This is a genomic window from Sulfitobacter sp. PS-8MA (genome assembly GCF_040933935.1).
Classification (GTDB): domain Bacteria; phylum Pseudomonadota; class Alphaproteobacteria; order Rhodobacterales; family Rhodobacteraceae; genus Sulfitobacter.
The window spans coordinates 93,450-106,477 of sequence record NZ_JBFQYJ010000008.1; the positions used below are offsets into that span (position 1 = coordinate 93,450).

Consider the following 13,028-nt stretch of genomic DNA (forward strand, 5'->3'; position numbering starts at 1 on the left):
ACGGGAGCCTCCATGCCTGCACCAGCCTCGCTTCGATATTACCCCGACAGCGCCCCCGGCATTTCGCGCCGACGCTGCGGCAGAGGGTTCTCCTATATCGGGCCAGACGGGCGCTGCATCAAGGACAAGCAAGAGCGAAGCCGCCTGACCGCGCTGGCGGTGCCACCGGCCTATGAGAATGTCTGGATCACCCCCTATGAGAACGGGCATCTTCTGGCCACCGGTATTGATGCAAAGGGGCGCAAACAATACCGCTATCACCCGCTTTGGGCCGAGGCGCAGGCGGAAGAGAAATACGCCGCCTTGGTGGCCTTTGGCGAGACCCTGCCGCGGCTGCGCCGCCGCGTGCGCCGCGACTTGAAAGGCGAGCTGGGCGCGCGGGTCTTTGCGCTGGCGGCGGCGGTGGCGATGATTGACCGGCTGTCGCTGCGCGTGGGCAATCAGGTCTATGCCAAGACCAATCAGACCTATGGCACCCTCACGCTCAAACGCCAGCATCTGCGGCTGCGCGATGGCAAGCTGCTGGCCAGTTTCACCGCGAAAGGCGGCAAGCGGGTGCGCCGCCAGATCGCCAACCGGACCTTGATGAGGGCGCTGCAAAAGATCCGCGACCTGCCCGGCGCCGACCTGCTCACCTGGCTGGATGACGATGGCACCCCGCGCAGCCTGACCTCCACCGCGCTGAATGACTATATCGCAGAGGCAACGGGAACCGAGGGGTTTTCGGCCAAGACCTTTCGCACCTGGGCCGGCACGCTGGCGGCATTCGAAATGGCGCTGGCGACGGACCGCCCGACGATCAAAGCGATGAGCGAGGCCGCCGCAGACCGTTTGCACAACACCCCGGCGATCGCGCGCAGCAGCTATATTCACCCGCAGGTGATCGCGCTTTGCGAAACGCCGCGCGCCTTGCCCGAGGCCGAGCCGCTGGACGAGATGACCCAGGCCGAAACGCGGCTGCTGACTTTCTTGCGAAGTGAATAAGATTGCCCGCGCCGTGAACTTTTGATCCGCTCGATCATTGATCCGTCAACCGGTTGCACAAACCGAATGAAGGAGCAGAACCCTGTGGCTGACAAAGACGCACCAACCCTGACCGGGGTATTAGACCAGATGGAAAACCTGTCCGGCGGCAAGGACCGTCAAATTACCGTAGAGGAGATCATCGATTGTCTGGGCAAACATTCTTTTGCTTCGACAATTCTGGCATTCTCGCTGATCTCGACCTCTCCGGCCAGCGGCATCCCCGGGGTGACCGCCTTTGTGGCCGTGGTGATCATGTTTCTGGTGGTCCAGATGATCATCGGGCGCGACAGTCTTTGGCTGCCGGGCTTTATCATGCGCCGGGACATCGCGGCGAAGAAACTGCGCGAGGGGGTTTCCTGGCTGCGCAAACCCGTGGGTTTTGTGGACCGTTTTCTGCATGAGCGCAGCACCTATCTGCTGCACCGCCCCTGGGTCTATCTGCCGCTGCTGATGGTTTTGGCGGTGACTTTGGTGATGCCCTTTATGGAGGTCATTCCCACCTCCGGCTCCATCGCCTCTGCCATGATCGCCATCTTTGCCGCCGGCTACCTCATGCGGGATGGCCGGGTGGTTATTCTGTCGATGGTGCTGATGTCGCTGCTGCCGGTTGGGGCGCTGTGGTTTTTTATGGGGCGCTAAGCCCTTGGCGCCGCGCATAACGCGGCCTTCATCTGGAAAACCGGCACGCCAGGCGGGAACCTTTGGGGCGGCTTGACCATTGGTTCGGTAGGAGTATGGCTTGCCGAGACTTGCCAAAGAGATCTTTCCCCGAGGCGACGAAATGGCTGGAAAATTAATCGTAATTTCGAACCGTATTCCCTCCGAGGCGGCCCCCGCTGGCGGACTGGTTTTCGCGCTGCATGAAACCCTGCGCAAGATCGGCGGCATCTGGATCGGCTCGCATCCGGATCTGGTCGAAGAGCCTACCGACGGTCTGAGCCCATACGGTGAGCAGGCGCAATATGAACGGCTGGCCTTTCGTCTGACCCGCGCCGATTACGAGAATTTCTACCTTGGGTTTTCCAATTCGGTGCTCTGGCCCGTCTGTCACCGCCGCGGCGATCTGGTGCAGCTCGACCGCGGCTATGAGGAGGGCTATGCAGCCGTCAACGCCCGTCTGGCGCGGCAGGTGGCCGAGGTCGCGGGCGCCGAGGATATGATCTGGGTGCACGACTACCATTTCTTCCCGCTGGCAAGCGAGCTGCGCAAGACCGGCTTTACCGGAAAGATCGGGTTCTTCCTGCATATCCCCTTTCCCGCCCTGGGGGATCTGGGGGCTCTGCCTCGCGCGGCCAACCTCCCCCAATGGCTCGCGGATTACGATCTGGTCGGTCTGCAAACCCGCGCCGATGTGGCGCGCTGCCTTGAGATGTTTCGGGCCGAGAGCAAGGCGGAGTTCATGATGGACGGCACCGTCAAATGCGGCTCGCGCACCGTGGCGGTGCAGTCTTTCCCCATTGGCATTGACGTCGACAGTTTTGTCAAAGCCGCCCAGAGCGACGGGCAGGGCGACAAGCTGGCAGACGACATGAGCGGGGATCTGGTGATCGGGGTGGACCGGCTTGACTATTCCAAAGGGCTGCCCAACCGATTCCGCGCCTTTGGCCGCTATCTGGAAACCCGCGACGAGCGCGAGCGCCGGGTCAGCATGGTGCAGATCGCCCCGCCCAGCCGGGAAGAAGTCTCGGCCTATCGGGAGTTGCGCTATGAGCTGGAGGAACTGGTGGGCCGGGTCAATGGCGAGCATGGCGAGATCGACTGGACGCCGCTGCGCTACATCCACCGCAACCTTGACCGAGACCTGCTGGCCCGGCTCTACCGCCGCGCGCGGGTCGGGGTGGTGACGCCCTTTGCCGATGGGATGAACCTTGTGGCCAAGGAATATATCGCCGCGCAAGACCCGGAAGACCCCGGCGTGCTGGTGCTGTCGCATATGGCCGGCGCGGCGGAGGATTTGACCGAGGCGCTTTTGGTGAACCCCTATGATATCGAAGAGATGAGCGAGGCGCTGAAAACCGCGCTCACCATGCCACTGGAAGAGCGCAAACAGCGCTATGCGGCCTGTATGGAACAGGTGCGGGCGACGGATGTCACCAAATGGTCGCAAAGCTATGTCCGAACGCTTCAGAAATGCGCCGCGACGCTGGTCGTCAAACCAACGCCGCGCGTGAAGTCGGAAGCCTAGCCGCCGACCGGGGTGCCGCCATTGGGATGCAGCACCTGACCGCTCATGAAGGATGAATCCTCACAGGCGAGGAACAGCAGCGAGGGTGCGACCTCATTGGGTTGCCCGGCGCGGCCAAGCGGGCTGTTTTCGCCGAATTCCTCGACTTTATCGGCGGGGAAGGAGGCCGGGATCAGCGGTGTCCAGATCGGCCCTGGTGCCACGCCATTCACCAAAATCCCCTCCGGTGCCAGCTTGCTCGCCATCGCCCGCAGGAAGGCCAGAATGGCGCCTTTGGTCGAGGCATAGTCGAGCAGCAGGTCCTGTCCCTTATAGGCGGTGATCGAGGTCACACAGATGATCCGCGCGCCTTTCTTAAGATGCGGCAGCACCGCCTGGGTCATCAGAATGGTGCCAAAGATATTGGTGCGGAAGGTGCGTTCCATCTGGGCTTCTTCGATGTCCTCCAGCCCCTCTTGGGCATGTTGTTCGCCCGCGTTGTTCACCAGAATGTCGATCTTGCCAAAGCGCTCCAGCGTGCGGCTCACCGCATCCGCGCAAAAGGATTTCTCCCCCACGTCGCCCGCAATCAGCAGCGCCTCTCGGCCCTCGGCCTCTACCAAACGCTGGGTTTCTTCCGCGTCGCGGCTCTCCTCGCGGTAGACGATCGCCACATCCGCCCCCTCGCGGGCATAGAGGATCGCCGTGGCGCGCCCGATGCCACTGTCGCCCCCGGTGATCAGCGCGGTCTTGCCCTTGAGCCTGCCGGAGCCGGGATAGCGGGGCATATACTCGGGGGCCGGGTCCATCTTATGCTCGCGGCCCGGTTGGTCCTGCGGGCTGTCCAATGCGTCGAAATCTTTCTCGGTCATCACATGCTCCTCTCTGGCGGCGGCCCGCGGGCGGGCCCCCGTTAAGGTTGAAGATATGTTAGACCAATGTCTGATCGCCGCGCCGGTTCCGCCGCCGCGCAGGGGTCGGAGTGATCCCGCCGATCGCTTTTCAGTTCGGGGCGAAGACCACATCGGTGTGCCATTCGCGGCATCTTTCGCTCAGGCCGGGGGGCAGGGGCAGGTCGGTAAAGAACATATCCATCTCCCGCGCCGAAGCGATGCGGGCGGGGGCGGAGCGTTTGAATTTCGAGTGGTCTGTGACCAGAAAGGTCTTGCGCGACTGCGCGATGATACATTGGCTGACGCCGACCTCTTCGATGTCGAAGTCCAAAAGATCGCCGTCGGCATCCATGGCCGAGCAGCCGATCACCGCGATGTCGAATTTGAACTGGCGGATCGTCTCAATGGTCAGATTGCCCACCAGACCGCCATCGGCCCGGCGCAGGGCACCCCCGGTCAGCACGATGCGGCATTCGGGGTTATCCACGAGGATATTCGCCACATTCATATTGTTGGTCACCACCATCAGATCGCGGTGGTGCAGCAGGGCGCGGGCCACGGCCTCGGTGCTGGTGCCGATATTGAGAAACAGCGAACATCCGTCGGGGATATGCGCGGCGCAGGCGCGGGCGATGCGGGTCTTGGCCTCTTCATGCAGGTTGCGCCGCTCGGCGTAGCCGATGTTGCTGGCGCCCGAAGGCAGTACCGCGCCGCCATGCACCCGCTCCAGCTTGCCACTGTCGGCCAGTTCGGTCAGGTCGCGGCGGATGGTCTGATGGGTGACGCCGAAATACTCGGCCAGCCCATCGACGGTGACCTTGCCCTCGCGCCGGGCGATTTCCAGAATATCGGGGTGCCGGAAAGTCTGTGAAATGGTGTTGCTCCTGCCTGAACTGACGCGTTTTACCGCCAAAGCGACCATCGGCGCAAGCCATCGCACGAGGCGCGCGGGGGATCATGTTCGGTATCGACATTAAACGAACACAAACGAAAATAAAACTTGTGCAGATCGGAGTCGTTTCGTAACACTATCCCATAGGCAAAAGGCCAGACTTGGGGAGAGTCGGATGACGCAGCACCTGTCCGAACCGTCTGACGTGCAGAGCTCGGTCGACCTTTTCATCATCGGCGGCGGCATCAACGGTGTGGGCATTGCGCGGGATGCGGCGGGGCGGGGGCTCAGCGTCTCGCTGGCCGAGATGAATGATCTCGCCTCTGCGACTTCTTCCGCCTCGACCAAGCTTTTTCACGGCGGCCTGCGCTATCTGGAGTATTTCGAGATCGGCCTCGTGCGCCACGCTCTGGCCGAGCGCGAAGTGCTGTTGAAAGCCATGCCGCATATCTCTTGGCCAATGCGTTTCGTGCTGCCCTACCACCGCGACATGCGGTTCGAGGGGGATACGCCGACGTCCAAGCTGCTGCGCGTCTTCATGCCGTGGATGCGCGGGCGGCGCCCGGCTTGGCTGATCCGCTTGGGGCTGTTTCTCTATGACAATCTCGGCGGGCGCGAGATTTTGCCCGCGACGGAAAGCCTTTCACTGCGCGGCAGCCCGGAGGGCGCGCCTTTGGACGCGCGGTTCGAAAAGGCGTTCGAGTACTCCGATTGCTGGATCGAGGATTCGCGCCTTGTCGTGCTCAATGCCCGCGATGCCGAATTGCGCGGGGCCCGTATCATGACCCAGACCAAAGTGCTCTCGGCCACGCGCGAAGAGGACGGCTGGGCGGTGACGGTCGCGCATGGCGCGGATGGCCCGCAAGAGGTGATCCACGCGAAGATGCTGGTGAACGCGGGCGGCCCTTGGGTCGGTGACATCATCCACAACACCGCGCGGCTGAACTCCTCCGAAGGGGTGCGGCTGGTGCGCGGCAGTCATATCGTGACCAAACGGCTCTACGATCATGACAAATGCTATTTCTTCCAAGGCACCGACGGGCGGATCATCTTCACGATCCCCTATGAGCAGGATTTCACCCTGATCGGCACCACGGACGCGGATCACCCCGACCCGTCGGTCGCGCCGGTCTGCACCCCCGAAGAGCAGGACTATCTGATCAACTTCGTCAACGGCTATCTCAAGCAGGACATCAGCCGCGCCGATATCGTCTGGACCTATTCCGGCGTGCGCCCGCTCTATGATGACGGGGCCACCAGCGCCACGGCGGCGACGCGGGACTATACGCTCAAGGTGGATGAGACCGGCGGCGCGCCGATCCTCAATGTCTTTGGCGGCAAGATCACCACCTACCGCAAGCTTGCCGAAGATGCGCTTGCACTGATCGCGCCGCATTTTGACGGGCTGCCCCCGGATTGGACGGCAGGTGTCCCGCTGCCGGGGGGTGATTTTGCGGTGGACGGTGTCGCGCGCTTGATCGCGCGGCTGAAAGCGGATTACGATTTCCTCGATCAGCGTTGGGCCGCGCGGCTGGTCCGGGCCTATGGCACCGACAGCACCGCGCTTTTGGGGGAGGCCCGGAACCTGTCTGATCTGGGCGAGCATTTCGGCGCGACATTGACCGCGCGTGAGGTGGCTTGGCTGATGGACCGCGAATACGCGCGCAGCGCCGACGATGTGCTTTGGCGGCGCAGCAAACTGGGCCTGCGCTTGGATGCGCCGCAGGCCGCGCGTCTGGAAGACTGGATGCGCGCGCGCATCGAAAAGCAAACCGCCGCAGCGGCGGAATGAGGGGAGGGCGAAGGTGAGTTTGATCCTGAAGAACGTGTCAAAGACGGTGGCGGGCCAGACCCATATCTACCCGACCGATCTGACCTTGGAAAAAGGCACGATGAACGTGCTTTTGGGGCCAACGTCTTCGGGCAAGACCTCACTCATGCGGTTGATGGCGGGGCTGGATGTGCCAGCGACGGGGCAGGTGATCTGGAACGGCGAGGATGTCACCGGGATGCGGGTGCAGGACCGCAAGGTGGCGATGGTCTATCAGCAGTTCATCAACTACCCGTCGATGAGCGTTTACGACAATATCGCATCGCCGCTGAAGCTGATGGGCAAAACCAAAAGCGAGATCGACAGCGCGGTGCGCGACACCGCCGAGCTGATGCAGCTGACCCCGATGCTGGACCGCAAGCCGCTGGAGCTTTCGGGCGGGCAGCAGCAGCGCTGCGCCCTGGCGCGGGCGTTGGTCAAGAACGCGGGCCTGGTGCTGCTCGACGAGCCGCTGGCCAACCTCGACTACAAGCTGCGCGAAGAACTCCGCGCCGAGATCCCGCGCATTTTCGAGCGCGCCGGGTCGATCTTTGTCTATGCCACCACGGAGCCGGAGGAAGCGCTGCTTTTGGGCGGCAACACCGCAACGCTCTGGGAGGGGAAGGTCACGCAATTCGGCCCGACGCCGAGCGTCTATCGCCGGCCTGAAAACGCCACCACCGCGCGGGTGTTCTCTGACCCGCCGATGAACTTTCTCAGCATGACCAAAGCGGGTGAGACCCTGCGTTTTGACGGCGGCGAGATGGCCGCACCGGCGGGCATGGCTGATCTGCGCGACGGCGAATACACCGCCGGTTTCCGCCCCAACCACCTGACACTGACCGCGCAAGCGCCCGGCGCCATTGGTTTTGAGACGGTGCTGAACGTGACCGAGATCACCGGGTCTGAGACTTTCGTGCATCTCGACTATCACGGCGCGACATGGGTTGGCTTGGTGCATGGCATCCAGCATCTGAAACCCGGCCAATCGCTGCCGGTCTATCTGGACCCGGCGCATATTTATCTGTTCGACGCGGAGGGCGGGCTCGTCTCTGCCGCGCCCTATGCGGAGGTGGCGTAATGGCCAAGATCACGCTTGATAACCTCGCCCATTCCTATCTGCCCCACCCGCAGCATGAGGATGACTATGCGCTGAAAGAGTTGAACCACGACTGGATCGACGGCGAAGCCTATGCGCTTTTGGGCGCGTCGGGCTGTGGCAAGTCCACCCTGCTCAATATCATCTCAGGGCTGTTGCAGCCGAGCCAGGGACGCATTCTCTTCAACGATGTGGATGTGACCCAGGCCCCCACGGCAGAGCGCAACATCGCGCAGGTGTTCCAGTTCCCGGTGGTCTACGACACGATGACGGTGCGCGACAATCTCGCCTTTCCGCTGCGCAACCGGGGGGCGGATGCCTCTTATGTCGCTGCCCGCGTCCAGCAGATCGCCCAGATGATCGGCATGGAAGACGTGTTGAACCGCAAGGCGCGGGGGCTGACGGCGGATGCCAAGCAAAAGATCTCGCTCGGTCGGGGCATGGTGCGCGAGGATGTCAACGCGCTGTTATTTGACGAGCCGCTGACGGTGATCGACCCGCATATGAAGTGGGAACTGCGCACCCAGCTGAAATCGCTGCATCACGAGTTCGGCCATACGATGATCTATGTCACCCACGACCAGACCGAGGCACTGACCTTCGCCGACAAGGTGGTGGTGATGTATGACGGCCGCGTGGTGCAGATCGGCACGCCGCAGGAATTGTTCGAACGGCCCGCGCATACATTTGTGGGTTACTTCATCGGCTCGCCGGGCATGAACCTCTTTGACGCCGAGATCACGGGCAGCACCGCGCAGGTCGCGGGCACCGCCGTCGACCTCGGGGCGGGCTACGCGCCCAAGGGCGGCAAGACCCAGCTGGGCGTGCGGCCCGAGTTCATCCGCATCAATGGCGAGGGACAGGGCCTGCCGGCCAAGATCACGCGGGTCGAGGACGTGGGCCGGCACAAGATCATCCGCCTCGACGTCGCGGGCCAGCCGGTCAGCGCCATCGCCGAAGAGGGCGCGCCCGTGCCAAGCGACAACACCGCGATCCGCTTCGATCCGGCGGGCATCAATGTCTATGCCGACGATTGGCGCGTCAGCGCAGAGGGGGAGGCCGCATGAACAAGACCGTCAACCAAAAGGCATGGTTCCTTGTCCTGCCCGTCCTGATCCTCGTGGCCTTCTCGGCGGTGATCCCGCTGATGACGGTGGTGAACTATTCGGTGCAGGACACCTTTGGCCGCAATGAGTTCTTCTGGGCCGGGCTTGAGTGGTTTTCCGACATGCTCGACAGCGACCGGATGTGGGACGCTCTGGGCCGCCAGCTGATCTTTTCGGGCATCATTCTGGCCATCGAAATCCCCCTTGGCATCTTTATTGCGCTGAACATGCCGAAAAGCGGGTTCTGGGCGAGCTTTTGCCTTGTGCTGATGTCGCTGCCGCTGCTGATCCCGTGGAATGTGGTCGGCACCATCTGGCAAATCTTTGGCCGCGTCGACATTGGCCTGCTGGGCTATACGCTCGACAAGCTGGGGATCACCTATAACTACACCCAAGACATCACCGCCGCTTGGATCACCGTGGTGGTCATGGATGTCTGGCACTGGACCTCGCTGGTGGCGCTTTTGGCCTATGCCGGGCTGCAGTCCATTCCGGACGCCTATTACCAAGCCGCCAAGATCGACCAGGCCAGCCGTTGGGCCGTGTTCCGCTACATCGAACTGCCGAAAATGGCGGGGGTGCTGATGATCGCGATCCTGCTGCGCTTCATGGACAGTTTCATGATCTATACGGAGCCTTTCGTCGTCACCGGTGGCGGGCCGGGCAATGCCACGACCTTCCTCAGCATCGACTTGGTGAAAATGGCCATCGGCCAGTTTGACCTTGGCCCCGCGGCGGCCTTCAGCCTGATGTATTTTCTGGTGATCCTGTTGATCTCATGGGTGTTTTACACCGTCATGGTCAACCTCGACAAAAGGGATGGCGTCTGATGAGTGACAGCACCGTACAAGCCCCCGGCGCAGCCGCCATTCCGGGTGATGTGACCGCCAGCAAACGCGCCCGCCGCAGCCGTTTCCGGCCCAGTGGCTCGATGGTGGTGATGACGCTCTATCTGATCTTCCTGCTGCTGCCGATCTATTGGCTCATCAACATGAGCCTCAAGACCAACGCCGAGATATTGGGGAGCTTCTCGCTCTACCCGCGGGATCTGACGCTGGCGAATTATGCCAAGATCCTCACCGATCCGAGCTGGTACATGGGCTATGTCAACAGCCTGATCTATGTGGTGATGAACACGGTGATCTCTCTCGCCGTGGCGCTGCCGGCGGCCTATGCCTTCTCGCGCTACAGCTTCATGGGCGACAAGCACCTGTTCTTCTGGCTGCTGACCAACCGCATGGCCCCGCCTGCCGTTTTCGCGCTGCCGTTCTTCCAGCTCTATTCCTCGGTCAACCTCTTTGACACCCATATCGCCGTGGCGCTGGCGCATTGCCTGTTCAACGTGCCACTGGCGGTCTGGATCCTCGAAGGCTTCATGCGCGGCGTGCCGAAAGAGATCGACGAGACCGCCTATCTTGACGGCTATTCCTTCCCGCGCTTCTTCCTGCGCATCTTCATGCCGCTGATCGCTTCCGGCATCGGCGTCGCGGCCTTCTTCTGCTTCATGTTCTCTTGGGTCGAACTGCTGCTGTCGCGCACGCTCACCTCGGTCGACGCGAAACCCATCGCCGCCACCATGACCCGCACCGTCTCCGCTTCGGGCCTCGACTGGGGCGTGCTGGCCGCCGCCGGGGTGCTCACCATCGTGCCCGGCGCACTCGTGATCTATTTCGTCCGCAACTACATCGCCAAGGGCTTTGCTTTAGGGAGAGTGTAATGGGAATTGTACCACCAAATGATGAACGAGCGCGTTTCCTTATCGTCGCTTACAAGCCGATGGAAAGCGGCGCGACAGACTTCGAATCGGCGCAAGCTGAGATGAATAGATTATCAGCATCAAACGCGTACTCGAACATCGAATTGTACCAGTGGCAGCCCCAAAGTGATGGATGGGGCGATGCGATTGATGAATGGACTAGTGAAGAATATGAGGATGAAGACTGATGTCCTGGATGGCCTGGACCATGCCCACCGCGATCTTCTTTGGGGTCATCGCGCTGTTGCTGGTCACCTTCACGATCCTCGCGATCAAATTCCCCGAGACGCCGCGCAGGGGCATTCTCAGGATCGAAACCACCCGTGGTGACCGTCTGTTCATCACGCTTCTCGGCTCGGCCTTTATCAATCTAATCTGGCTGGGTTTCGAGGCGGGGCCGCAGCCCTATGCGCTGCTGGTCTGCCTTGCCTATGCCGCAGCCGTATTTCGCTGGGTCTAGGCGCAATCACGGCTGATCCCGGGCAACCGGGGCGGCCACCAAAAACACGACCAGATGTCTAGGGAGGACACAATGAAACGATCACTGATGAAATCCAGCACCGCGCTTGCGGTGACGCTCGGCCTGCTGGCCGGGCCGGCCTTCGCGGATATGGAGGCCGCGAAGAAGTTCCTCGACGAGGAAATCGAACGCTCCGCACTGAGCCGCGAAGAGCAGGAAGCGGAGATGCAGTTCTTCATCGACGCGGCTGAACCGTTCAAGGGCATGGACATCAAGGTGGTCTCCGAGACCATCACCACCCATGAATATGAAGCCAATGTGCTGGCGCCCGCCTTCAGCGCGATCACCGGCATCAATGTCACTCATGATCTGATCGGCGAAGGGGATGTGGTCGAAAAGCTGCAAACACAGATGCAGTCGGGCGAGAATATCTATGACGCCTATGTCAATGACAGTGACCTCATCGGCACCCATTGGCGCTACAAACAGGCGCGCAGCCTGACCGACTGGATGGAGAATGAAGGCGCGGATGTGACCAACCCCGGTCTCGATCTCGACGATTTCATCGGGCTGGACTTTACCACCTCGCCGGACGGAGAGCTCTACCAGCTGCCCGACCAGCAGTTCGCCAACCTCTATTGGTTCCGCCACGACTGGTTCACTGATCCCGAGCTGATGGCCGAGTTCAAAGAGAAATACGGCTATGAGCTGGGCGTGCCGGTCAACTGGTCGGCCTATGAGGACATTGCCGAGTTCTTCACCGGCCGCACCATCGACGGTGTCGAGGTCTATGGCAACATGGACTACGGCAAGAAAGACCCGAGCCTCGGCTGGCGCTACACTGACGCCTGGATGTCGATGGCCGGCATGGGCGACGTGGGCGAGCCCAATGGCCTGCCGGTCGATGAATGGGGCATCCGCGTGAATGAGAACTCGCAGCCCGTCGGCTCCTGCGTTGCGCGTGGCGGTGCCACCAACGACGCAGCCGCGGTCTATGCGGTGACCAAGGCGATCGAATGGCTGGAGAACTACTCCCCGCCCGCCGCCGCCGGCATGACCTTCAGCGAAGCCGGTCCGGTGCCTGCGCAGGGTGCCATCGCACAGCAGATGTTCTGGTATACCGCCTTCACCGCCGACATGGTGAACGACGCCGCCAAGGCGGTGCTGAACGAAGACGGCACGCCCAAGTGGCGCATGGCCCCCAGCCCGCATGGTGCCTACTGGAAAGAAGGCCAGAAGGTCGGCTATCAGGATGTGGGCAGCTGGACGCTGATGGAAAGCACGCCCGTAGATCGCGCCAAAGCCGCCTGGCTCTATGCGCAGTTCGTCACTTCGAAAACCGTCGATGTCGAGAAGTCCCACGCCGGTCTGACCTTCATCCGCGAGTCGACGATCCAGCACGACAGCTTCACCGACCGGGCGCCGAAACTCGGCGGTCTGGTGGAATTCTACCGCTCGCCCGCGCGCACCGCTTGGTCGCCCACCGGGACGAATGTGCCGGATTACCCCAAGCTGGCGCAGCTCTGGTGGCAGAACATCGGCGACGCCATGTCCGGTGCGAAAACCCCGCAGGAAGCACTCGACAGCCTCTGCGAAGAGCAGGAAAAGGTCATGGAACGTCTTGAACGCGCCGGCGTCCAGGGGGAGCTTGGCCCGAAGATGAACGAGGAAATGGAGGCCTCGCATTGGCTGGAGCAGGAGGGGTCTCCTGTCGCCAAGCTCGACAACGAAGACCCGGAGCCTGAGACCATCTCCTATGAAGAGTTGATCAAGTCCTGGCAGTAAGCCAACTTTGGGGGGCCGGGGCGCAGCCGCGTTCCGG

13 protein-coding genes are annotated in these 13,028 nt (G+C 62.0%); 11 read left to right on the plus strand and 2 right to left on the minus strand.

Features of this window, described 5'->3' with window-relative positions:
• Positions 1–12 precede the first annotated feature (12 nt).
• From AB4M76_RS18720 to AB4M76_RS18730, 3 genes are all read left to right on the plus strand, one after another.
• Positions 13–984, plus strand: coding sequence for a DNA topoisomerase IB (locus AB4M76_RS18720; RefSeq protein ID WP_368443722.1), 972 nt, complete (start codon positions 13–15; stop codon positions 982–984).
• 84 nt (positions 985–1,068) lie between these two features.
• Complete coding sequence (locus AB4M76_RS18725; RefSeq protein ID WP_368443724.1) at positions 1,069–1,665, plus strand: exopolysaccharide biosynthesis protein; 597 nt, start codon at positions 1,069–1,071, stop codon at positions 1,663–1,665.
• Positions 1,666–1,807: 142 nt separating this feature from the next.
• Entirely contained in the window at positions 1,808–3,211 is a 1,404-nt protein-coding gene (locus AB4M76_RS18730; protein ID WP_368443726.1) for a trehalose-6-phosphate synthase, read from the plus strand.
• Here AB4M76_RS18730 and AB4M76_RS18735 read toward each other — a convergent pair.
• Positions 3,208–4,062: an SDR family oxidoreductase gene (locus AB4M76_RS18735; RefSeq protein ID WP_368443728.1), complete on the minus strand. Its 855-nt coding sequence runs from the start codon at positions 4,060–4,062 to the stop codon at positions 3,208–3,210. The genes AB4M76_RS18730 and AB4M76_RS18735 overlap by 4 nt on opposite strands.
• 130 nt (positions 4,063–4,192) lie before the next feature.
• Positions 4,193–4,957, minus strand: a complete 765-nt coding sequence (locus tag AB4M76_RS18740) for a DeoR/GlpR family DNA-binding transcription regulator (RefSeq protein ID WP_368443818.1) — start codon at positions 4,955–4,957, stop codon at positions 4,193–4,195.
• Between the two features lie 193 nt (positions 4,958–5,150).
• Here AB4M76_RS18740 and glpD point away from each other — a divergent pair, with 193 nt between their 5' ends.
• From glpD to AB4M76_RS18780, 8 genes are all read left to right on the plus strand, one after another.
• Positions 5,151–6,767: a glycerol-3-phosphate dehydrogenase gene (glpD, locus tag AB4M76_RS18745; protein ID WP_368443730.1), complete on the plus strand. Its 1,617-nt coding sequence runs from the start codon at positions 5,151–5,153 to the stop codon at positions 6,765–6,767.
• A 13-nt stretch (positions 6,768–6,780) separates the two neighbouring features.
• Complete coding sequence (locus AB4M76_RS18750; RefSeq protein WP_368443732.1) at positions 6,781–7,866, plus strand: ABC transporter ATP-binding protein; 1,086 nt, start codon at positions 6,781–6,783, stop codon at positions 7,864–7,866.
• Positions 7,866–8,951 carry an ABC transporter ATP-binding protein gene (locus AB4M76_RS18755; RefSeq protein ID WP_368443734.1) on the plus strand — a complete coding sequence of 362 codons (1,086 nt, stop codon included), beginning with the start codon at positions 7,866–7,868 and terminating at the stop codon, positions 8,949–8,951. The genes AB4M76_RS18750 and AB4M76_RS18755 overlap by 1 nt, the downstream gene beginning before the upstream one ends.
• The gene (locus tag AB4M76_RS18760) at positions 8,948–9,820 is read left to right on the plus strand and encodes a carbohydrate ABC transporter permease (protein ID WP_368443736.1); all 873 of its coding nucleotides are present in this window, start codon (positions 8,948–8,950) and stop codon (positions 9,818–9,820) included. The genes AB4M76_RS18755 and AB4M76_RS18760 overlap by 4 nt, the downstream gene beginning before the upstream one ends.
• Positions 9,820–10,707 (plus strand): carbohydrate ABC transporter permease, encoded by an 888-nt coding sequence (locus AB4M76_RS18765; RefSeq protein WP_368443738.1) that lies wholly within the window; start codon positions 9,820–9,822, stop codon positions 10,705–10,707. Before AB4M76_RS18760 ends, AB4M76_RS18765 begins: the two co-directional genes overlap by 1 nt.
• Entirely contained in the window at positions 10,707–10,934 is a 228-nt protein-coding gene (locus AB4M76_RS18770; protein WP_368443740.1) for a hypothetical protein, read from the plus strand. Before AB4M76_RS18765 ends, AB4M76_RS18770 begins: the two co-directional genes overlap by 1 nt.
• Entirely contained in the window at positions 10,934–11,206 is a 273-nt protein-coding gene (locus tag AB4M76_RS18775; RefSeq protein ID WP_368443742.1) for a DUF2160 domain-containing protein, read from the plus strand. Before AB4M76_RS18770 ends, AB4M76_RS18775 begins: the two co-directional genes overlap by 1 nt.
• Positions 11,207–11,293: 87 nt before the next feature.
• A complete protein-coding gene (locus AB4M76_RS18780; protein WP_368443819.1) occupies positions 11,294–12,991 on the plus strand; it encodes an extracellular solute-binding protein in 1,698 nt (565 codons plus the stop codon).
• The last annotated feature ends 37 nt before the right edge of the window (positions 12,992–13,028 follow it).